The following is a 21623-nucleotide window of genomic DNA, read 5'->3' as shown; positions in this document are numbered from 1 at the left end:
GAGAGTCTTGACGCGGGCCATCGCAGCGGCTGGTTCTGGTACTGGATGCACGCCGGCGTCGGGAGCAGTTGCCCGGGCTGCCGGGTTCGTCAAGGAAGGGACTGAGCGGGGCAAGTTCCTCGTGCGCGGACCGGGGTCAGCGCTGGTGAACGTCAGCCGGGCCGTGGCTGAACGCCGGCGGGCGCGCGTCAGTCCAGTCCCGGCCTCCTGCGGTTGCGCTTGACCTCCGAGCGCCGGCGCTGCTGTTCCGCGCGCCGGCGCAGCGATCCGAGGGTCGGCTTGGTCGGGCGCCGGATGGCCGGCGGGGCGATCGCTTCCCGGAGGGCGACGGCGAGGCGCTGCCGGGCCGCGCTCCTGTTCCGGCGCTGCGAGCGGTGCTCGGAGGCGCTGATCGTCAGCACGGTGCCGGTCAGGCGCGCGGCCAGCCTTTCGAGGGCGCGTCGGCGCTGGGTCTCGTTCAGGGCGGTCGTCGTGGCGAGGTCGAGGCTCAGCTGGACCCGCGAGTCGGTGGTGTTCACGCCCTGGCCGCCGGGTCCGGAGGCATGGGAGAACTGCTCGATGAGCTCTCCAGCCGGGATCCTGAGACCGCCGGGCGCTCCGGGGCCCGCGGGTACGTTGACGTCTTCCACCCCACGAGTCTGCCGTACGCGGCGGCGGCTTGCGAGGCCGGGCGGGTCTCAGCCCTCCGTGGTCTCCTCGCGCAGCCGGGGTTCCACGCGGTGCTCCGGGCGGAAGCCCGCCTTGTCGCCGTAGAAGGCGCGGACGCGGTCCATGTCGTGGGCGACGTCGCCGGTCAGCTCGAGCGTGGGTCCGAGCCCCGTGGTCATCGTCGTGCGGTCGACGTAGCCGAGCGTGACCGGCATTCCCGTCTCGCGGGCGATCCGGTAGAAGCCCGACTTCCAGTGGGTGTGCCCCTTGCGCGTGCCGTCGGGGGTGACGACGAGCCCGAAGACCTCGCCCGCCCGCACCCGCTCGACGACCTCCGCGACCACGTCGCCCGGGTTGGAACGGTCGACGGCGATGCCTCCGAGCGCGCGCATGACCGGTCCCCGCCAGCCGTGGAAGAGGCTCTTCTTGCCGAGCCAGCGCACGTCGAGGCCGAGGCTCCAGGCGATGGCGAGCATGAGGACGAAGTCCCAGTTGGAGGTGTGCGGCGCGCCGATGAGGACGGTGGGGCGCGTGGGCCCCGGGCTGGATTCGAGCCGCCACGGGCTCAGTGACCAGAATGCGCGGGCTGCGAGGCGACGGAACATGCTCCCCACCGTAGGGCACCGGGGGAGTCGGGGGCGCAGCCCCGCCCGCTGCCTCCGCGGCGACACGCCGGGAGCGACACGCCGAGTCATGTGGGGCAATTTGAATGGACCGCTGTCAACCGCTCGTTGAACTCCGGGTGGCCGGTTGGGTTTTCCCAATGTGAAAGAAACCCTTGAGTTTCTTGGGATCCGCGCGAGGGCGGGGAATCCGTGCGGGAAATGTGACCTGTGCCGCACAAAGTTGCGACTCGGTAACAACGCATTCTGAAGCGAGATTTTTATATCCAAGACCCCTGTCAACGGTCTAAGGTTTTGCCATGTGAGACACGCCACGCAGAGGGCGGCGTCCGGGTCAAGTGCAGAGCTTGGCTTGCTACACACCAATCATCAAGGAGGCGGAATGCGTTTCACGCGTATTTCCCAGGCTGTCGCCGTAGGCGCCGCTGCAGCACTCGCGCTCAGCGCTTGCGCCGCCGGCACAGGAACCGAAAACACCGGAAGTGCCGACGGTACCGAGGCTCCCTCGGGTGGCGAGGTGCGCGTGGTCGAGGTGAACGCATTCAGCTCGTTCAACTCGAACACCGCCAAGGGCAATGTGGATATCAACTCCAAGATCGCCTACACCACGAACGCGAACTTCAACTACATCAGCAACGAGCTCGAGATCGTCAAGAACGAGCAGTTCGGCTCCTACGAGCTGCTCAGCGAGGATCCGCTGACGGTCAAGTACACCATCAACGAAGGTGTCACCTGGTCCGACGGCGAGCAGATCGACGCCGACGACATGCTGTTCGCGTGGGCCATCACGTCCGGTCGTTTCGATGACGCGAAGACCGACGACGAGGGCAACGTCACCGGCGGCACGCGCTACTTCGACTACGCGGGCACCACCGAGGGCCTCGCGCTCACGGACACCCCGGAGGTCGGCGACGACAACCGCTCGATCACCCTGACCTACTCGAAGCCGTTCGCCGACTGGGAGATCTCCTTCGGCGTCCTGACCCCGGCGCACGTCGCCGCGGAGAAGGCCGGCATCGACCAGGAGGCGCTCTCGAAGCTCATCCTCGAGACGGAGAAGGGCGATCCCGAAAACCCCAAGGCCGAGCCCGTTGCCGAGCTCAAGGCCGTGGCCGACTTCTGGAACACGGGCTACGACACGAAGTCCATGCCGAGCGACGAGTCCCTGTACCTGTCCTCCGGCCCGTTCATCGTGGACAGCATCGTTCCGGACCAGTCCATGACCCTCGTGCGCAACGAGGCCTACAACTGGGGCCCGATCCCGAACGTCGACTCGATCGTCGTCCGCTACATCGGCGAGGCCCCGGCCCAGGTCGCGGCGCTGAAGAACGGCGAGGTCGACATCATCGCCCCGCAGGCTTCCGCCGACACGCTGGAGCAGCTCGAGGCCCTCGGTGACCAGGTCGTCGTCGAGAAGGGCGAGCAGCTCTCCTACGACCACCTTGACCTGAACTTCACCGGCGTCTTCGCCGAGGAGAACGTGCGCAAGGCGTTTATGAAGTCCGTCCCGCGCAAGCAGATCGTGGAGACGATCCTGTCCAAGATGGATCCCGAGGCGACCCCGCTGGATTCGCAGCTGTTCGTCCCGGCGAACGCGGCCTACGCCGAGTCCGTGGCCAACAACGGCTCCTCCGAGTACCAGGACGTCGACATCGATGCGGCCAAGGAGCTCCTCGACGGAGCCACGCCGGAAGTCCGCATCATGTACAACAAGGACAACCCCAACCGCGTCGACGCCTACACGCTGATCGCGGAGTCCGCCACCCAGGCCGGCTTCAAGATCGTCGACGGCGGCCTCGGTGGCTCCGAGTGGGGCGCATCGCTCGGCTCGGGCAACTACGACGCCTCGATCTTCGGCTGGATCTCCTCCGGCGTCGGCGTGACCGGCGTGCCGCAGATCTTCGGCAGCGGAAGCTCCTCCAACTTCAACGGATTCTCCAGCCCGGAGGCCGATGAACTGATGGGCGAGCTCCTCGTCACCCCGGATGCGGACGAGCAGGACCAGCTGCAGATCCAGATCGACAAGCTGATCTGGGACTCCGGCTACGGCCTGCCCCTCTTCCAGCCGGTCGGCCTGGACGCCTACGCCTCGCACGTTGACGGAGTGAAGTACATGCCCAACCAGACGGGCGTGTGGTGGAACTTCTGGGAGTGGTCGGTCGACAACTAACCCCTCCTGAGCACCTGGGGTAACCCACGAAGGAAGCGCCGGGACCGGAACCTGGGTCCCGGCGCTTCCTAGTGCCCCCGTTACAGCTGCTCGAAACGACTTAACCCATTGGGGAACCCGGTCAAGGCGTCATCTGTTCCTTGACTTCGCGGGCGGAAGTGATTGGGATATCTCAGCTTCCGGCGTGTGGTGAGGTGAACTACACTTCTGCCAAAGCAAGCCCGGGCGATCCCCGGAACTCCTAACCTGAGGCTATTCACATGGTGACCTACATCGTCCGGCGGCTTGTGACCGCCGTACTCATCTTGTTTGGGGCATCCTTCCTCGTCTACCAGCTCACGGCCCTCTCGGGCGACCCGCTGGCCGACCTGAGGGAGAGCAACCTCCCCAACAAGGATGCCCTGATGCAGCAGCGGATCGAGAACCTCGATCTGACGACCCCAGCACCGATCCGCTTCTTCAAGTGGCTCGGCGGCGCCGCGCAGTGCATCGTGCCGTTCTTCGGCCGCTGCGACCTGGGGCTCATGCTCAACGGCGAGCCCGTGACCCAGGCGCTGGCCCGCGCGGCCGGGCAGACGATCCTGCTGATCACCGCGGCCACCGTGCTCGCGATCATCATCGGCATCTCGCTTGGCATCATCACGGCGCTGAAGCAGTACAGCACCCTGGACTACTCGGTCACCTTCATGGCCTTCCTCTTCTTCTCGCTCCCGATCTTCTGGATCGCGGTGCTCCTGAAGGAGTTCGGCGCGATCGGCTTCAACGACTTCCTGCGGGACCCGCAGTTCTCGCCGACCTCGATCGTCATCGGCTCCGCGTTCGTCGGCGTCATGGTGGTCCTGTTCATGAGCGGCACCTGGCTCAAGCGCATCATCGGCTTCGCCATCGGCGCGGCCGTCACCGCTGGCCTCATGGTCCTGCTGTCCGTGACCGGCTGGTTCACCAACCCGGGCCTCGGACCGATCCTGATCGCCCTGACCGGCGCCGGCGCCGCGTACCTCGTGACGCAGCTGACCGCTGGCGTGCAGAACCGCAAGGCCCTCTACTCGGCGCTCATCATGGTGCCGATCGGGCTCGTCGGCTACTACGTGCTCAACCCGATGTTCGGCGGCATCACGACCCTCGGGATCGTCCTGCTGGCCGTCGGGGCCATCCTCGTCGGCTGCGCCGTCGGCTGGCTCATGGGCGGGTTCGACCGAGGGCAGTCGATGCGAGCCGCCGCCCTCGCCGGCTTCCTGATCGCCGGCATCGTGGTGCTCGACCGCTTTATGGTCGAGTGGCCGAACTACTTCAACAACGGGCGCATCCGCGGCCGGCCGATCGCCACGATCGGCGCCTCGACGCCGAACCTCGAGGGCAACTGGTGGATCCAGAGCCTGGACACGTTCACGCACCTGCTGCTGCCGACGATCGCCCTGGTCCTGCTCTCGCTGGCGTCCTACTCCCGCTACTCGCGGGCGTCGATGCTGGAGATCATGCAGATGGACTACATCCGCACGGCCCGGGCCAAGGGCCTGCCCGAGCGGACGGTCGTCATGCGCCACGCGTTCCGCAACGCGCTCATCCCGCTCGCCACGCTCGTGGCCTTCGACATCGGCGGACTCATCGGCGGCGCGGTGATCACCGAGCGGGTGTTCGCCTTCACGGGCATGGGCAACCTCTTCGTCGCCTCGCTCGCGCCGATTCCCGATCCGAACCCCGTGATGGGCGTCTTCCTGATCGTCGGCATCGTGGCCCTGGTCTTCAACCTGATCGCCGACCTCGTCTACTCCGTCCTCGATCCACGCGTAAGGGTGAAAGCATGACAACCGCGAATCCCGTGACCCCCTCCGGCCAGGCGCCGGAAGAGCCCTCGGCCGTGGTCCTGAAGGAAGAGACCAAGGGCCTGTCCCAGGGCGCCATCATCCGCAAGCGCTTCTTCGGGAACACCCCCGCGATCGTGTCCATGGTGGTGTTCGTCGGCATCGTGCTGCTCGCGTTCACCTCGATCGGCTTCGCCGGCATCCCCGGCTGGTGGAAGTACAACCACACCGGCTTCACGGGCCAGGTCAACGGCGGCGCACCGACGTTCGTGCACCTGTTCAACTGGGGCGACCACCCCTTCGGCCAGGACCGGATCGGCCGCGACTACTTCGCCATGACGATGCGCGGCACGCAGCAGTCGATCATGATCATGTTCGTGATCGGCGCCGTCGGCGGCTTCATCGGCGTCGTCGTGGGCGCGGTCTCCGGCTACTTCCGCGGCTGGATCGAGGCCGTGCTGATGCGCCTCGTCGACGTCATCATCATCATCCCGCTGCTGCTCCTGGCCGCCGTCCTGGGCCGCATCGCGGGCCAGCAGGTCCAGGGCAACGCGGCGACGATCGCGCTCGGCGTGTTCGTCGGCCTCATCATCTGGACCGGCCTGTCCCGTCTGGTCCGCGGCGAGTTCCTGACCCTGCGCGAGCGCGAGTTCGTGGACGCAGCCCGGATCGCGGGCGCCTCCAACACGCGGATCATCTTCAAGCACATCCTGCCCAACGCGGTCGGCGTGATCATCGTCAACGTGACGCTGCTGATGGCCTCGGCCATCCTGCTCGAGACGGGCCTGTCCTACCTGGGCCTCGGAGTGAAGGCGCCGGACGTCTCGCTGGGCTCGCTGATCTCCAACAACCAGGAGGCGTTCACGACGCGTCCGTGGCTGTTCTGGTTCCCGGGCCTGTTCATCGTGGCCATCTGCCTCAGCATCAACTTCATCGGCGACGGCCTGCGCGACGCGTTCGACCCGCGGCAGAAGAAGTTCAACGCCAAGAAGGCCAAGGACCGCGGCGTCCACGGCTCCGCGACGGCGGCCAACGTCAAGCCCTCGGGTACGACGCCGGTGCAGGGCTCCGGCGGGACCGCCCAGCCGGGTACGGGGCAGCCGTAGGCGGCGCCGGGGGCGCGGGGGCCGCGCCCCCGGACCGCCCCCGAGGCCGCTAGAGGACCGAAGGCAGCAGGAAGCTCGCGACGAGAAGGACCAGGAGGACCGCCAGATGCAGCACATGAACCCGCCGTACGGGCCGTGCCTGGTCCGTCTTGTCGACGTCGAGCAGGCCGGCCTCGGCGAGCCGGTCGAGGCGGCGGCGGACCGCTGCGGCCGCCACGCCCGAGTCGCTGGTCGGCAGGTCGCCGGGGCGCACGCTGGAGTAACGCGCGCCGGAGCCGTCCCGCTCCTCGGCCTTCGCCGAGCGGCGCATCTGGCGGAAGCTGGACGTCGCACCGGGGGCCGGTGCCGCCCAGGCGGTGTAGCGGGCGCGTGGCGTGACGAGCGTCAGGGCGTACTTCGTGTCCACCGCGATGATCGCGTCCCACGGGACGGTGAGCGATTGCAGGGGATTGACGAGCGTCACGCCCGGTCCGCCCACCACGACCTTGGGGAACCAGAACAGCAGCCACACCACGTAGGCCACCACGACGAGTGGCAGCGCGGCCGGCCAGGACCGCAGCCCGCCGCCGATGAGGACCGCCACGGCGCCGACGGCGCAACCGGCCATCAGGACCACGGACAGGATCCTGGACAGGTGGGGGCGGAACTCGGCGTCTGGGGCATCCAGCGGGGCATTCATAACACCTATAGTTTCAGCATTCCCGACGCGGTAGTAATCGGCGCCACAAGCGCCGGGCGGCGGGGACGAACCGGACCACGGCCGGAAGGAAATGAGTAACACATGAGCGAGAACACCCTGGGCACCACGGGAGCCGGCCACGGCACCGCATCGTCACGCCAGCCGGTGCTGGAGGTCAAGGACCTCTGCGTCGACTTCGGCGTCGACAAGGAGTGGGTGCCGGCCGCGATCGACCTGAACTACCACGTCAACGCGGGCGAGGTCCTGGCGATCGTGGGCGAGTCCGGTTCGGGCAAGTCGGCGAGCTCCATGGCCCTGCTGGGACTGCTGCCGAGCAACAGCCGCGTCCGCGGCGAGGTCAAGCTCAACGGCAAGTCGCTGCTGGGCATGAACACGGCCAACCTGCGCTCGGTGCGGGGCAACGACGTCGCAGTGATCTTCCAGGAGCCGATGACGGCGCTGAACCCCGTGTACACCGTGGGCTTCCAGATCATGGAGACCCTGCGGCTGCACAACCCGATCTCGCCCTCGCAGGCGGAGAAGCGCGCCCTGGAAATGCTCGAGCTCGTCGAGCTCCCGGACCCCGCCAAGGCGTTCCGCTCCTACCCGCACCAGCTCTCCGGCGGCCAGCGCCAGCGCGCGATGATCGCCCAGTCGCTGTCCTGCGACCCCAAGCTGCTCATCGCGGACGAGCCGACCACGGCCCTCGACGTCACCGTCCAGGCGGAGATCCTGGACCTGATGCGCAACCTGCGCACCAAGCTCAACTCGGCGATCGTGCTCATCACGCACGACATGGGCGTGGTCGCCGACCTGTCCGACCGCATCGCCGTCATGCGCCATGGGCGCATCGTCGAGACGGGCTCGTCGCGGGACATCTTCAACGCGCCGCAGCACCCCTACACGCAGCAGCTCCTGGCCGCCGTGCCGAAGCTCGGCGCGGGCAGCGACCAGGACGAGGCGGTGGACATCAGCGCCTCCGTCGCGGCGGCGACGCACATCGAGCTCGACGTCGTGGACCACGAGGAGCTGGAGATCCGCGAGCGAGAGGTCCTCGCCGGCCTCGAGATCGCCGAGCAGCAGGCCGCGGAGGCGGACGCCCGTCCCGTCGTGCTGGAGCTGAAGAACGTCGCCATCGAGTACCCGAAGCAGGGCCGCGTTCCGGCGTTCCGCGCCGTCGAGGGGGCCGACCTGACGGTCCACCAGGGCCAGGTCGTCGGGCTCGTGGGCGAGTCCGGTTCGGGCAAGACGACGATCGGCCGTGCCGCCGTCGGGCTCCTGCCCGTCGCGGAAGGCCAGCTGATCGTCAACGGCCGCGACATCTCCAACCTCAAGCCGACCTCCAAGGAGCTGTACGAGGTCCGCCGCCAGATCGGCATGGTCTTCCAGGACCCGTCGAGCTCGCTCAACCCCCGCCTGCCGATCGGCGAGTCGATCGGCGAGCCCATGTACCTCGCGGGCGTGGCCAAGGGCGCGGCCCTGCAGAAGCGCATCGAGGTCCTGCTCGACCAGGTGGAGCTGCCGCGCAACTACCGCAACCGCTACCCGCACGAGCTCTCCGGCGGCCAGAAGCAGCGCGTCGGCATCGCCCGCGCCCTGTCGTTGGAGCCCAAGCTCATGGTCGCCGACGAGCCGACCTCGGCGCTCGACGTGTCCGTGCAGGCCAAGGTGCTCGAGCTCTTCCAGCAGCTGCAGCGCGAGATGGGCTTTGCGAGCCTGTTCGTCACGCACGACCTCGCCGTGATCGACGTGCTCGCGGACCACATCGTCGTGATGCGCCACGGCGCGATCGTGGAGCAGGGGCCGCGCGACGAGGTCCTGCGCCGCCCGAAGGACCTCTACACGCAGCGCCTCATGGCCGCCGTCCCGGTCCCGGACCCGGACGAGCAGCGGGAGCGCCGCGAGCTGCGGGCCAAGCTCCTGGCGGACGCCGAGGCGTCCTAGCTGGCCGGGGCCTCCGCGCCGCCGGCCAGGAGCAGCTCGCTGCGCATCAGGCCCCGCAGGCGCAGCTCCTCCAGGAAGCGCTCCGCGGCGATCCGGTGCCCGGCCTCGTCGAGGTGCGCCCGGTCGAGCAGGTGCCCGCCGAGGTCCTCGGTGGTGATCCAGTCGCCGGCGGAGATGAAGGCCAGTCCGGCGTCGCGCGCGGCGGTGCCCACGGCGGCGTCGACCGCGTGGCGCCGGCCTCCGCCGTCCTCGAGCGAGCGTGCGAGCGTGCCGACCACCAGGATCGTGCTGGTGGGGTAGCTGCGCCGCACCTCCTCGACGAGCCCGGTCACGCCCGCGTGGACCTCGGCGTCCGATGCCCCGGCGCGGGCGTCGTTGCCGCCGCCCTGCAGGACCACGAGCCCCACGTCGCCGTGGGGGAGGAGCCACTGCTGGGTGCGCAGGGCGTCGGCGTAGTCGAGGTACGGGGGACGCGCCGCCGTGAAGCCCGTGCCGCCGCGGCCGCGGAAGACGACGTCGTACCCGGCCGCCGTGAGCGCGAGCCGGGGCCACGTTGCCTCGCCGGGCACGCCCGCCGCTCCGTCCGACTGCGAATCGCCGATCAGGACGGCGAGCCGGCGCGGCTCCGGGTATTCGAGCTCCTGGCGTCCGCTCGCGGCGTTGAAGACCGTGCCCGTGCTCCCGGCGTCCGACCAGCCGAGGGCGGCCGGTTGCACGGCTCCCCGCGCCACGGCCGGTCCCTGCTCGGCACCCTGCGCCAGGACCCCGGCGCCTGCCGCGACGGCCAGCAGCGCGCCCGCGGCCACGGCCGCCCAGACCACGCGCGGCCGACGGTGTGCACTCCCCATGTGGGCACCCTTTCCCCCTCTACGGCCGCGACGCGGCAGTGAGAACAGTCTGCGGCCCGACGACCCCGCCGCGGTAGGGGCACACGGGCCTGTTTGGGTCAATTTTTGGCAACGGTTTAGAATGGTGGATTGGGTCAGCCGTGGCCCCGACACACTGACCCTTTCCCCCATTCAGAAGCGAGCGCAAGAACGCATGTCAGATTTCACCTCGGCGGCCAACACCGCACGTCGCGAAGACCTCCGGAACGTCGCCATCGTCGCGCACGTCGACCATGGCAAGACCACGCTCGTGGACGCCATGCTGGGCCAGACCGGCGCCTTCTCCTCCCACGGGGAGACCGAAGAGCGCGTCATGGACTCGGGTGAGCTCGAGCGCGAGAAGGGCATCACGATCCTGGCGAAGAACACCACCGTGTTCTACTCCGGCCCCTCCGCCCAGGGCAAGAACGTCCTCATCAACGTCATCGACACCCCCGGCCACGCCGACTTCGGCGGTGAGGTCGAGCGCGGGCTGTCCATGGTGGACGGCGTCGTGCTCCTCGTCGACGCCTCCGAGGGCCCGCTGCCGCAGACCCGGTTCGTGCTCCGCAAGGCGCTGACCGCCAAGCTGCCCGTGGTCCTCGTCGTCAACAAGACCGACCGCCCCGACGCCCGCATCGACGGCGTCGTCTCCGACTCCATGGACCTGCTGCTGGGCCTGGCCTCCGACCTCGCCGACGAGGTCCCGGACCTCGACCTGGACTCCGTGCTGAACGTCCCCGTCGTGTACGCCTCCGGCAAGGCCGGCCGCGCCTCGCTGACGCAGCCCGCCGACGGCACGCTCCCGGACTCCGAGGACCTCGAGCCGCTGTTCGCGACCATCATGGAGCACGTCCCCGCCCCGTCCTACAATCCGGACGAGGTCCTGCAGGCGCACGTGACCAACCTGGACGCCTCCCCGTTCCTGGGCCGCCTTGCGCTGCTGCGCATCTTCAACGGCACCCTGCGCAAGGGCCAGCAGGTCGCCTGGGCCCGCCAGGACGGCCAGCTCAAGACCGTCAAGATCACCGAGCTGCTCGCCACCAAGGGCCTCGCCCGCGTCCCGGCCGAGGAGGCCGGGCCCGGTGAGATCGTCGCCGTCGCCGGCATCGAGGACATCATGATCGGCGAGACCCTCACCGACCTCGAGAACCCCAAGCCGCTGCCGCTGATCACCGTCGACGATCCCGCGATCTCCATGACGATCGGCATCAACACCTCGCCGCTGGCCGGCAAGGTCAAGGGCGCCAAGGTCACGGCCCGCCAGGTCAAGGACCGCCTCGACAAGGAGCTCATCGGCAACGTCTCGCTCAAGGTCCTCCCGACCGAGCGCCCGGACGCCTGGGAGGTCCAGGGCCGCGGCGAGCTCGCCCTGGCGATCCTCGTCGAGCAGATGCGCCGCGAGGGCTTCGAGCTCACCGTCGGCAAGCCGCAGGTCGTCACCCGGATCGTCGACGGCAAGGTCCACGAGCCCATGGAACACATGACGATCGACGTGCCGGAGGAGTACCTCGGCAACGTCACGCAGCTGCTCGCCGCCCGCAAGGGCCGCATGACCAACATGTCCAACCACGGCACCGGCTGGGTCCGGATGGAGTTCAGCGTCCCCGCCCGCGGCCTGATCGGCTTCCGCACCCAGTTCCTCACGGACACGCGCGGCGCCGGCATCGCGGCGTCGATCGCCGAGGGCTACGAGCCCTGGGCCGGCGAGATCGAGTACCGCACCAACGGCTCCATGGTCGCGGACCGCGCTGGCGTCGTGACGCCGTTTGCGATGATCAACCTCCAGGAACGCGGCAGCTTCTTCGTCCAGCCGACCTCGGAGGTCTACGAGGGCATGATCGTGGGCGAGAACTCGCGCGCCGACGACATGGACGTGAACATCACCAAGGAGAAGAAGCTCACCAACATGCGTGCGGCCTCCTCCGACTCGTTCGAGAACCTGACCCCGCCGCGCACCCTCACGCTCGAGGAGTCCCTCGAGTTCGCCCGCGAGGACGAGTGCGTCGAGGTGACCCCGGAGTCCATCCGCATCCGCAAGGTCATCCTCAACGCGAGCGAGCGGGCCAAGGCCGCCCGGGCCCGTGCCCGCGCCTAGCAGGTCCCTGCTTCCGGCGGCCACCGCGGTCATCGCCGCGCTGGTCGCCGGAGGCCTGTCCTCCGTCGTGGGAACCATGCTGCACGCGCAGCTCTCCTACGCGGGGGACGTCCCCGTGCCCTGGGGCGCCGTCCTGGCGCTCGTCTTCACGGGAAGCATGCTGGTCCTGGCCGCCGCCTACTCCGAGCGGCTCTGGGCCGCCGCGCTCGGCGGCGTCACGGCCTACGTCCTGACGGCCTGGACGGCGCTGGACACCCGCAACCGGCTCATCGTCTCGTGGGCCAACGCCGAGCAGCTGCCCGGGCCCGCGCTGGCCGGGGCCCTGTGGATGTACGGGATCGTGGCGGCGACCGTCGTCGCGCTCTTCATCGCCGCACGCGTGCTGCGCCGACGCTAGGAGCCCGGCCGGCGCGCCGAGGCGTCGTGGCCGCCCATGCTGCGCCGGGGCCCGCCCCGTTGCGCGCCCGGCAGGCGCGGTCCAGCTCAGTTGGCCGTCTGGTCCAGGTGGTGGGCCACGAAGAGGGACGTCGCCACGCCGTTCTCGTCCGAGGGGCGCAGGGCGTAGTCGGAGAGCACGCCCTTGATCCGCTCCAGCAGCTCCCGCTGGTCGTCCTCGGTGAGCTTGAGCCCCACGCGCAGGACCTGGATCTCGTTCGGCGCGAGCCCATCGATCTCCTGCAGGAACGTCTCGACGAGCACGGGTGCCGCGTCCGGAAGCTTGGTGCCCCACGACATGCGCGTGCTCCGGTAGGGGACCTCCTTGGCGCCGCGGTTGCCGCGGCGGGCCGGCTCGGCCTCGAGGTAGCCCGTCGACAACAGGGTGCGTACGTGGTGCAGCGACGTGGCCGGATTGATGTCCAGGAGGTCGGCGATCTCCTTGTTGGTGCGGGCCTTGTGCAGGCACAGCCGGAGGATGCGCAGCCGGATCGGCGAGCTCAGGGCCCGTGCGCGTGCTTGCAGCTCCTCGTCTGTTGCCATATGTTCAGCATACGGTAAAAAACATCACTGATTGACATCATCAAATCGCATAGCTAGGTTTTTATGACCTCCTCAGGGCTTCAGTCTCAACCGGCCCCGGATGGAAACGGAGGCTCCGAGATGGGCGGGGACTCCAGTGGCTACGACGAGGTGGCCGACACCGGACGTCCCCTGCACCGGGACGCTAATTTCATGGTCTTCTGGGCGGGGCAGGCGCTCAGTCAGTTCGGCGCGCAGCTCGGTCTGCTCGCCATGCCCGTACTCGCCGTGGCGCTGCTGCACGCGAGCGAGTGGGAGGTCGGCGTCCTGAACGCGGCCAACACCGCGGCCTTCCTGGCCGTAGGGCTCCCCGTCGGCGCGTGGGTCGACCGGTGGTGCAAGCGACCCGTGATGATCCGGGCCGACCTGGCCCGGGCACTGCTCCTGGCCGTCATCCCGCTGGCCTGGTACCTCGGCGTTCTCGAGGTCTGGCACTTGTGGGTGGTGGCGCTGCTGCTGGGCGTGGCGACCGTGTTCTTCGACGTGTCCTACCAGTCCTACATCCCGTGGATCGTGCACCGGGGGCGGATCTCGGAGGCCAACGCCCGCCTCGAGACCACGGGTCAGGTCTCGCGGCTCGCGGGGCCCGCCGCGGCGGGCACCCTGCTCGGGATCGTCGCCGCGCCCGTGTTGTTCATCGGCCAGGCGGTCGGCTACGTCCTCTCGGCGCTGTGCCTGTGGCGCGTGCGGGACCGGGAGGAGCCGGCCGATGCGCGTCCGCCGGACCTGCGGGCGGAGATCGCGGAGGGACTCGGCTACGTGCTCCGCCACCCGCTCATCGGGCGCATCGCGGCGGCGACCGCCATCACCAACTTCTTCAGCACGATCCTCTTCACGCTCGCCCCGATCCTGGTCCTGCGCACGCTCGGCCTGGACCCGGTGCAGCTCGGGCTCGTCTACTCGATCGGTGCGGCGGGCGGCCTCCTGGCGGCGGCCATCACCCCGTGGGTCGCGGCCCGGCTGGGGGAGGGGACCTCGCTGCCGGTGGCCACGCTCGTCACCTCGGTGGGGATGGCCGGCTTCCCCCTGTCCGTGCTCGTGCCCGGGGCGTGGGCCTTCCCGTTGCTCGCGGCCTCGATGTTCGTCCTGACCATGGGCGTGCTCGTCTACAACATCATCCAGGTCAGCATGCGGCAGAAGATCTGCCCGCCGCGCCTCCTGGGCCGCATGAACGCCTCGATCCGCTTCCTCGTCTGGGGCGTCCTTCCCGTCGCCGCGCTCCTGGCCGGCGTCCTCGGCGAGGCGTGGGGGCCCGTCGCGGCGATGTGGGTCGGCGTCGCCGGCAGCGCGCTCGCGGCCGTTCCCCTGCTCTTGTCGCCGATCGCCCGCATGCGCACCCTCCCGGACGCGCCGGAGGACGACGCCGCGTAGGGCGTGGGCCGCGGATCGCCCGTTCAGGTCCGGGACAGGACGACGCCGGGGCCGCGCCGGCCGCGGTCCGGGTGCGGCGGGCGCGGGCTCACGGGGCGCGGCACCCGGCGGGCGTGTACCTCAGGCGCGGCGGGCGCGGCGCACGGGGGCGGGCGGCACCCGCTTGGCATGCGTCACGAGCCGCCGCTCGATCCGCACCTCGCCGTGGCGCGAGTCGACCGCGACGGTCGCCCCGTCGTCGTACAGCCCCGCGAAGCCGCCCAGCACGTCGGTCAGTCCCGGGCCTGGGCCGCCGGCGGGGGCGACACGGTACCGGACGACGATCCGCTCGCCGGGCCGCAGCGACTCAAAGAAGTCATATGACATGGAAAGCATCGTAATGTGCGGCAAGGCACGCCTCATCAGCGCGCCGGCCACGCGGGGACTAAGCTGGATGCAGGCGCCAGACGGATCCGTCCGGCGCGGCAACAGGTTCCAGCGAAGGAAGGCCCCGGGTCCCGTGACGTACATCATCGCCCAGCCGTGCGTAGACGTGAAAGACAAGGCCTGCGTCGACGAATGCCCCGTCGACTGCATCTACGAGGGCGAGCGCTCGCTGTACATCCACCCGGACGAATGCGTGGACTGCGGCGCCTGCGAGCCCGTGTGCCCCGTCGAGGCCATCTACTACGAGGACGACGTCCCCGACGAGTGGGCGGACTACTACAAGGCCAACGTCGAGTTCTTCGACGAGCTCGGCTCGCCCGGCGGCGCCGCGAAGCTCGGCAACACGGGTACCGACCACCCGTTCGTCGCCGCGCTGCCCCCGCAGAACGCCTAGCCGATGCTCACGCTCCCGGACTACCCGTGGGACACCCTGCTCCCGTACCGTGACCGCGCCGCGGCGCACCCCGGCGGGACCGTGGACCTCTCGATCGGCACGCCCGTCGATCCGACGCCGGAGCCCATCCGCGAGGCGCTGCGCGCCGCCGCCGACGCCCCCGGCTACCCGACGACCCACGGCACGCCGGCCCTCCGCGATGCGATCGCCGCCTGGTACGGCCGCCGCCGCCGCACCCCGGGGCTCGATCCCGCGCACGTCATGCCGACGGTCGGTTCCAAGGAGCTCGTGGCGTGGCTGCCGCTCCTGCTCGGGCTGGGTCCGGGCGACGTCGTCGTCCGACCCGAGACCGCCTACCCGACCTACGACATCGGCGCCCGGCTCGCCGGGGCCGAGGCCGTCGCCGCCGACCGGCTCGAGGAGCTGCCCGAGGACGTCCGCCGGCGCGTGCGGCTCGTCTGGACCAATTCTCCGGGCAACCCCACCGGGATCGTCCGCACGGCCGCCGAGCTGCGCGCGACCGTGGAGCAGGCACGGGCCCTCGGCGCCGTCGTCGCCTCCGACGAGTGCTACGCCGAGCTCGGTTGGGACGCATGGGAGGACGGCGTCCCGGGGCTGCTCGAGCCCGAGGTCTCCGGCGGCGACCTGACCTCGCTGCTCTCGGTGTACTCGCTGTCCAAGCAGTCCAACCTCGCGGGATACCGCGCCGCGTTCGTCGCCGGCGCTCCCGATCTGATGCCCGCGCTCGTGAACAACCGCAAGCACGCCGGCATGATCGTGCCGCGCCCCGTGCAGGAGGCCATGCGGGCCGCGCTCGGCGACGACGCCCACGTGCAGGCCCAGAAGGACCTCTACCGCGCCCGCCGCGCGCGGCTGCTGCCCGCCCTGCGCGGCTTCGGCCTGGACATCCGGCACTCGGAGGCCGGGCTCTACCTGTGGGCGAGCGCCGGAGAGGACACCTGGGCCACCGTCGGCCGCTTCGCGGACCTCGGGATCGTCGTCGGCCCCGGCAGCTTCTACGGGGCCGCGGGCGAAGGGCACGTGCGCGTCGCCCTGACCGCGACGGACGAGAGGATCGACGCCGCCGTCGAGCGGCTCACGGCCGCCGCCGGGGGCCTGTGAGGCCGTCCGGAGGCGCTCAACAGGGCGCCACGGATTAGTGAACCACGGCACTTCGACGGTACCGTGGCACCTGATTACTGCATTGTAGGAACTATCTGTACTCCGGTGAGGAGATGCCATGACGGACCAGAACCCTGCCCGGCTAGCGTTTGACGGAAGCGAGATCGACCTCCCGGTGGTCCCGGCGGTCGAGGGCAACAACGGCTTCGACGTCGCCACGCTGCTCAAGTCCACGGGAAACGTCACCTACGACCCCGGCTTCATGAACACCGCGGCCACGAAGTCCGCGATCACCTACATCGACGGCGATGCGGGCATCCTGCGCTACCGCGGCTACCCGATCGAGCAGCTGGCCGAGCACTCGAGCTTCCTCGAGACGTCCTACCTGCTCATCTACGGCGAGCTGCCCTCGCCGAGCGAGCTCGAGGCCTTCGACCAGAAGATCCGCCGCCACACCCTGCTCCACGAGGAGCTCAAGGGCTTCTTCGGCGGCTTCCCGCGCGACGCCCACCCGATGCCGGTGCTGTCCTCGGCCGTGTCCGCGTTGTCGACCTGGTACCAGGACTCGCTGGACCCGTTCGATCCCGAGCAGGTCGAGCTCTCCACGATCCGCCTCCTGGCCAAGGTCCCGGTCATCGCGGCCTACGCCCACAAGAAGTCGATCGGCCAGGCCCTGCTCTACCCGGACAACTCCATGAACCTCGTGGAGAACTTCATGCGCCTGAGCTTCGGCCTTGCCGCCGAGCCCTACGAGCTGGACCCGGAGCTGGTCAAGGCCCTGGATCTGCTGCTGGTGCTGCACGCCGACCACGAGCAGAACTGCTCCACCTCCACCGTGCGCCTCGTGGGCTCCTCCAACGCCAACATGTTCGCCTCGGTCTCCGCCGGCGTGAACGCGCTCTTCGGCCCCGCCCACGGCGGCGCCAACGAGGCCGTGCTGAAGATGCTGCGCAACATCCAGGCCGAGGGCATCAAGCCCGAGGACTACATGGAGAAGGTCAAGAACAAGGAGGACGGCGTCCGGCTCATGGGCTTCGGGCACCGCGTCTACAAGAACTACGACCCGCGCGCGAAGATCATCAAGAAGACGGCCCACGACATCCTCTCCAAGCTCGGCGGCAACGACGAGCTCCTGGACATCGCGATGCGCCTCGAGGAGAAGGCCCTCGCGGACGACTACTTCATCCAGCGCAAGCTGTACCCGAACGTCGATTTCTACACCGGCCTGATCTACAAGGCCATGGGCTTCCCGGAGAAGATGTTCACGGTGCTCTTCGCGATCGGCCGACTGCCCGGATGGATCGCCCAGTGGCGCGAGATGATCCAGGACCCGGCCCTGAAGATCGGCCGCCCTCGCCAGCTCTACGTGGGCGAGGGCGAGCGCAACTACCCGGTCCGCTAGGACCAGCGGGATCCCACGGGGTCCGCGCGGCGACGGCCGGCACCGGACGGTGCCGGCCGTTTCCGTACCCGATTCCGGCCGGGCGGGGCTAACCTTGGAACCGGGGGCCGACGGGCGAAGGAAGGTAGCCGATGTACGAACGCTCGGGGAACGGCTGGCGGGTGTCCGCCGGCACGCACGGGCAGATGCTCGTCGCCCTGTACCTGCGCGACCTGGCCGGCATCGACCACCCGGGGCTCCCGGTCCTCTCCCGGCTGGCACCCGTCGTCAAGCCCAGCGCCGCGGCGGAGCTCGCGCCGCACGCGGCCGGGGAGCTCAAGCAGGAGTGGCAGGGCTGGTGGCTGCGGATCCTGCAGGACGACGCCGGGGCGGAGCAGCTCGTCGCCCCGCCCCATTTCCCGGCCTTCGCCGATTCCCCGACGCTGCAGCGGCTCCTGCGCGCCCACTACGGAACCGCCCTGACGTGGGCCCGGGCCAGGATGGACGAATACCGGGGCCTCAGCCGCGAGCACACGGTCTCGGGCCGCCGCCGCGTCCTCGAGCAGCTCGTGGAGGAACGCTCACTCGAGCTGGACGGGGCGGAACAGGTCGTGGAGCTGCGCCTCGTGGAGCTCCCGCTCGCCGAGCGGCGCGCGTGGTTCGTGGAGCCCGGGACCGTGCTCATGAGCCAGGAGCTCCCGCTCGACGAGACCCTCTTCCGCAGCTACCTCGAGCCCATCGTCGAGTTCCTGCCGTAGCGCGGCCGCGCGTTGCCGCGAGACGAGCGGCACACCGGGTGCGCCGCGGCGCGTCGGCCGGGCCCCGGCGTCGTGCTCAGCCCTCGTCGGCGCCCTCGGCGACCGTGATGAGCACCTTGCCGTCCGTCGTCGGGGCGGGCACCCAGCGGTCCTCCGCGCGGTTCCACACCAGACCCGAGTGGGCGACCGAGACGCCCTGCTGCGCCGAGGCGTGGGCGACAGCCCATTGCGCCACGGCCCAGCCGAGGGGCTGGCCCGCGGTGACCTCGATGGTGCGACCCGACGCCTCCACCTGGAGCCCGTCGCCGAAGTGCGCGAGCAGCTCCTCGCGCACGGCGGAGGCGTCCCCGGCCGCCGTCGTCCGCCGCAGGACGCAGTTCAGGGCGGCGGGGGAGTGCCCCGTCAGGGCCGAGGCGTACGCGCGGCCCTCCGGCTCGTGGTCGGCGTAGGCGAGCGGGTAGGCGCTGCGCTGGACCTTCTGCGCGGCGTCGGTGACCTCCATGGAGGCGAAGTCGAACGTCTCGAGCTCCTGGTAGAAGCGGTTCGCCGCGTAGACGGGGTCCATGACCTGGGCCTGCGTCCCCCAGCCCTGGGAGGGCCGCTGCTGGAACAGGCCGCGCGAATCGGGGCCGGCCGTGTCGCCGTAGTCGATGTTGCGCAGCTTCGATTCCTGCACGGCCGTCGCGATGCCGATCGTCGCGGCGCGCGCGGGCAGCCCCCGGTCGATCGACACCGCCGTGATGAGGGCCGCGTTCGCGGCCTGGTCCGGGGCGAGCTCGTGTTCGGAGGAGCCGACGACGGCGGTGCACCGCTCGCGCACGAGCGTCTGGCTCGCGTCGAAGTACCGTTCGGCGAAGTACACGCCGCCCGCGACGACCCCCGCGCCGAGGAGGAGCGCCGTGAAGGCGCGCAGCCTCCGGACGCGGCGGTGCCGCGCCCGGTGGTGGCCGTCGCGTCCCGCGCCGAGCCCGAAGACCGTGGCGTGTGGGTCAGTTGGCATGCAGGGCGGAGTTCAGCTCCACCGTCTGCCCCTGCCGGGGGAGGGCCTCGACGGCACCCGTCGTGGAGTTGCGTCGGAAGAGCAGGTTCGCCACGCCGGAGAGCTCGGCGGCCTTGACGGTGCGCTCCTGCAGCTGCACGCGCGTCCCGGCCGTGACGTAGAGCCCGGCCTCGACGACGCAGTCGTCTCCGACGGAGATTCCGACGCCCGAGTTCGCGCCGAGGAGCACACGCTCGCCGATCGTGATCCGCTCCTTGCCGCCGCCGGAGAGGGTGCCCATGATGGACGCGCCGCCGCCGACGTCGGATCCGTCGCCGACCACGACGGAGGCCGAGATCCGGCCTTCGACCATCGACGTGCCGAGCGTGCCCGCGTTGAAGTTCACGAAGCCCTCGTGCATGACCGTGGTGCCGGGGGCCAGGTGCGCCCCGAGCCGCACGCGGTCCGCGTCGGCGATCCGCACGCCGGAGGGCAGGACGTAGTCGACCATGCGCGGGAACTTGTCCACCCCGTAGACGCTGACCGCGCCGCGGCGGCGCAGCCTGAGCCGGGTGGCCTCGAAGCCGTCGACGGCGCACGGACCGAAGTTGGTCCAGACGACGTTGGCCAGCAGGCCGAAGACCCCGTCGAGGTTCAGGGAGTTCGGCGCGGCGAGGCGGTGGGAGAGCAGGTGCAGGCGCAGCCAGGCGTCGGCCGCGTCGGCCGGGGCCACATCGAGGTCGATCTCGAGGGAGACGACGCCCTGCGTGGTGCCGCGGTCGGCGTCGTCGGCGCGGACGGCCTCGAGCTCGCCGGCGATCTGCGCCGCTTCCGTCAGCGGTCCTGCGGAGGGGGCCGGGAACCAGACGTCGAGGACGGTGCCGTCGGCGGCGTAGGTCGCGAGACCGTGGCCGGAGGCGACGCGGACGGCGTCGCCGGAGTCGTTCTGGGCATGGCTGGGCTGGGCGGCTGCGGAAGTCATGCACCCATCGTAGCCGGGCGCCACCCCGTTAGGCTGGTGGCGTGAACTCCATGAACCCCTCCGCGGCCCCCGTACCTCCGGCGACCGGGGCGGACCACCCGCCGCTGGACCTCGCGGGCGATGTCGCGCTGCTCACCGCGGCGCTGCTCGACGTCGAATCGGTCTCCGGGAACGAGCGCGCCGTCGCCGACCTCGTCGAGGACGCGCTGCGCGGGCTCGGCCACCTGAGCGTGCACCGCGACGGAGACGCGGTCGTGGCCCGCACCCTGCTGGGCCGTCCCGAGCGGGTCGTGCTCGCCGGGCATCTGGACACCGTCCCGCTGCCGAGCGTTCCGGGGTCCCGCGGCACCGTGCCGTCGGCGTGGGACGGCGATGTCCTCTACGGGCGCGGCGCGACGGACATGAAGGGCGGCGTGGCCGTGCAGCTCGCGCTCGCGGCCGCCGTCCGCGAGCCCGTGCGGGACGTGACGTACGTCTTCTACGACCACGAGGAGGTCGAAGGCGCCAAGTCGGGCCTCGGCCGCCTGTTCCGCAACAGCCCGGAGCTGCTCGCCGGGGACTTCGCGATCCTTCTCGAGCCGACCGACGGAACGGTCGAGGGCGGCTGCAACGGGACCTCCCGCTTCCGGGTGTCCACGCGCGGACGTGCCGCGCACTCGGCCCGTGCCTGGATGGGCTCCAACGCCGTGCACGCGATGGGGGAGGCCCTCGCGCGCCTCGCGGCCTACGAGCCCGCGACCGTCGACGTCGACGGGCTCGCCTACCGCGAGTCCCTCAACGCCGTGTGGATCTCGGGGGGCATCGCCGGCAACGTCATTCCGGACGCGTGCGAGCTCGACGTCAACTACCGCTTCGCCCCGGACAAGACGGTGGACGAGGCGGAGGCGCACGTGCGGGAGGTCCTCGAGGGCTTCGAGCTCGTCCGGACCGACGGCGCACCCGGAGCCCGGCCCGGGCTCAACCATCCCGCGGCCGCCTCCTTCGTGGCGGCCGTCGGCGCCGAGCCGAAGCCCAAGTACGGCTGGACGGACGTGGCGCGGTTCTCCGAGCTGGGGATCCCGGCCGTGAACTTCGGTCCGGGGGACGCCCTCTTGGCCCATTCCGACGACGAGCACGTCACCGCGCAGGCGGTGCGCGACTGCTTCGACGCCTTGCGCCGCTGGCTCGAGCCGACGGCCTCGGTGTAGCTTTCGGGCGCCGCGGGCCGCCCGGGACGTCGGGGACGGCCGGCGACGCGGACAGGGCCCGGTTCCCACC

Annotated in this window: 20 protein-coding genes; 12 read left to right on the top strand and 8 right to left on the bottom strand. The window is 70.3% G+C overall.

Features of this window, described 5'->3' with window-relative positions; all coding sequences use genetic code 11:
- Positions 1-188: 188 nt before the first annotated feature.
- Together arfB and AC0QR5_RS07610 are read right to left on the bottom strand one after the other, a co-directional pair.
- Positions 189-629: an alternative ribosome rescue aminoacyl-tRNA hydrolase ArfB gene (gene arfB, locus AC0QR5_RS07615; protein ID WP_329860394.1), complete on the bottom strand. Its 441-nt coding sequence runs from the start codon at positions 627-629 to the stop codon at positions 189-191.
- Between the two features lie 48 nt (positions 630-677).
- A complete protein-coding gene (locus AC0QR5_RS07610; protein ID WP_329860392.1) occupies positions 678-1253 on the bottom strand; it encodes a 1-acyl-sn-glycerol-3-phosphate acyltransferase in 576 nt (191 codons plus the stop codon).
- Between the two features lie 550 nt (positions 1254-1803).
- Here AC0QR5_RS07610 and AC0QR5_RS07605 point away from each other — a divergent pair.
- The 3 genes from AC0QR5_RS07605 to AC0QR5_RS07595 all read left to right on the top strand — a co-directional run bounded on the left by AC0QR5_RS07605 (position 1804) and on the right by AC0QR5_RS07595 (position 6349).
- Positions 1804-3441, top strand: coding sequence for an ABC transporter family substrate-binding protein (locus AC0QR5_RS07605; RefSeq protein WP_430970689.1), 1638 nt, complete (start codon positions 1804-1806; stop codon positions 3439-3441).
- A 260-nt stretch (positions 3442-3701) separates the two neighbouring features.
- The gene (locus AC0QR5_RS07600; protein WP_329860389.1) at positions 3702-5246 is read left to right on the top strand and encodes an ABC transporter permease; all 1545 of its coding nucleotides are present in this window, start codon (positions 3702-3704) and stop codon (positions 5244-5246) included.
- Entirely contained in the window at positions 5243-6349 is a 1107-nt protein-coding gene (locus tag AC0QR5_RS07595) for an ABC transporter permease (RefSeq protein ID WP_329860387.1), read from the top strand. The genes AC0QR5_RS07600 and AC0QR5_RS07595 overlap by 4 nt, the downstream gene beginning before the upstream one ends.
- Positions 6350-6398: 49 nt before the next feature.
- Here AC0QR5_RS07595 and AC0QR5_RS07590 read toward each other — a convergent pair whose 3' ends face one another.
- Complete coding sequence (locus AC0QR5_RS07590; RefSeq protein ID WP_329860385.1) at positions 6399-7028, bottom strand: PH domain-containing protein; 630 nt, start codon at positions 7026-7028, stop codon at positions 6399-6401.
- A gap of 102 nt (positions 7029-7130) precedes the next feature.
- Here AC0QR5_RS07590 and AC0QR5_RS07585 point away from each other — a divergent pair, with 102 nt between their 5' ends.
- Positions 7131-8972, top strand: coding sequence for an ABC transporter ATP-binding protein (locus AC0QR5_RS07585; RefSeq protein WP_329860383.1), 1842 nt, complete (start codon positions 7131-7133; stop codon positions 8970-8972).
- Here the strand turns inward: AC0QR5_RS07585 and AC0QR5_RS07580 are convergent.
- Positions 8969-9820: an SGNH/GDSL hydrolase family protein gene (locus tag AC0QR5_RS07580; protein WP_329860381.1), complete on the bottom strand. Its 852-nt coding sequence runs from the start codon at positions 9818-9820 to the stop codon at positions 8969-8971. The two genes, AC0QR5_RS07585 and AC0QR5_RS07580, sit on opposite strands and share 4 nt — an antisense overlap.
- A 193-nt stretch (positions 9821-10013) precedes the next feature.
- Here AC0QR5_RS07580 and typA point away from each other — a divergent pair, with 193 nt between their 5' ends.
- The gene (gene typA / locus AC0QR5_RS07575; RefSeq protein WP_329860379.1) at positions 10014-11936 is read left to right on the top strand and encodes a translational GTPase TypA; all 1923 of its coding nucleotides are present in this window, start codon (positions 10014-10016) and stop codon (positions 11934-11936) included.
- Positions 11923-12333, top strand: coding sequence for a hypothetical protein (locus AC0QR5_RS07570; RefSeq protein WP_329860378.1), 411 nt, complete (start codon positions 11923-11925; stop codon positions 12331-12333). The genes typA and AC0QR5_RS07570 overlap by 14 nt, the downstream gene beginning before the upstream one ends.
- 86 nt (positions 12334-12419) lie before the next feature.
- On the opposite strand, the gene AC0QR5_RS07565 is transcribed toward AC0QR5_RS07570, so the two are convergent.
- Entirely contained in the window at positions 12420-12914 is a 495-nt protein-coding gene (locus tag AC0QR5_RS07565) for an ArsR/SmtB family transcription factor (protein ID WP_329860376.1), read from the bottom strand.
- Positions 12915-13034: 120 nt separating this feature from the next.
- Between AC0QR5_RS07565 and AC0QR5_RS07560 the strand changes: the two genes are divergently transcribed.
- Positions 13035-14324 carry an MFS transporter gene (locus AC0QR5_RS07560; protein ID WP_329860375.1) on the top strand — a complete coding sequence of 430 codons (1290 nt, stop codon included), beginning with the start codon at positions 13035-13037 and terminating at the stop codon, positions 14322-14324.
- Positions 14325-14444: 120 nt separating this feature from the next.
- On the opposite strand, the gene AC0QR5_RS07555 is transcribed toward AC0QR5_RS07560, so the two are convergent.
- Entirely contained in the window at positions 14445-14690 is a 246-nt protein-coding gene (locus tag AC0QR5_RS07555) for a hypothetical protein (RefSeq protein WP_329860374.1), read from the bottom strand.
- A gap of 133 nt (positions 14691-14823) precedes the next feature.
- Between AC0QR5_RS07555 and fdxA the strand changes: the two genes are divergently transcribed.
- The 4 genes from fdxA (at position 14824) to AC0QR5_RS07535 (ending at position 18405) form a co-directional block, all read left to right on the top strand.
- Positions 14824-15144: a ferredoxin gene (gene fdxA, locus AC0QR5_RS07550; protein ID WP_329860373.1), complete on the top strand. Its 321-nt coding sequence runs from the start codon at positions 14824-14826 to the stop codon at positions 15142-15144.
- A gap of 3 nt (positions 15145-15147) precedes the next feature.
- Complete coding sequence (dapC, locus tag AC0QR5_RS07545) at positions 15148-16266, top strand: succinyldiaminopimelate transaminase (protein ID WP_329860372.1); 1119 nt, start codon at positions 15148-15150, stop codon at positions 16264-16266.
- A gap of 118 nt (positions 16267-16384) precedes the next feature.
- Positions 16385-17668, top strand: coding sequence for a citrate synthase (locus AC0QR5_RS07540; protein ID WP_329860371.1), 1284 nt, complete (start codon positions 16385-16387; stop codon positions 17666-17668).
- Between the two features lie 131 nt (positions 17669-17799).
- On the top strand, positions 17800-18405 hold the full coding sequence (locus AC0QR5_RS07535; protein ID WP_329860370.1) for a hypothetical protein: 606 nt from the start codon (positions 17800-17802) through the stop codon (positions 18403-18405).
- A gap of 76 nt (positions 18406-18481) precedes the next feature.
- On the opposite strand, the gene AC0QR5_RS07530 is transcribed toward AC0QR5_RS07535, so the two are convergent.
- Together AC0QR5_RS07530 and dapD are read right to left on the bottom strand one after the other, a co-directional pair.
- The gene (locus AC0QR5_RS07530; protein WP_329860368.1) at positions 18482-19405 is read right to left on the bottom strand and encodes a hypothetical protein; all 924 of its coding nucleotides are present in this window, start codon (positions 19403-19405) and stop codon (positions 18482-18484) included.
- Positions 19395-20366: a 2,3,4,5-tetrahydropyridine-2,6-dicarboxylate N-succinyltransferase gene (gene dapD / locus AC0QR5_RS07525; protein WP_329860367.1), complete on the bottom strand. Its 972-nt coding sequence runs from the start codon at positions 20364-20366 to the stop codon at positions 19395-19397. Before dapD ends, AC0QR5_RS07530 begins: the two co-directional genes overlap by 11 nt.
- Positions 20367-20416: 50 nt before the next feature.
- On the opposite strand from dapD, the gene dapE reads away from it, so the two are divergent.
- Positions 20417-21553, top strand: a complete 1137-nt coding sequence (gene dapE, locus AC0QR5_RS07520; protein WP_329860683.1) for a succinyl-diaminopimelate desuccinylase — start codon at positions 20417-20419, stop codon at positions 21551-21553.
- Positions 21554-21623 lie beyond the last annotated feature (70 nt).

This window comes from Arthrobacter sp. J156, from assembly GCF_056172865.1.
The sequence above is the reverse complement of the archived record's forward strand: the minus strand, read 5'-3'. Positions and strand labels throughout refer to the sequence as shown.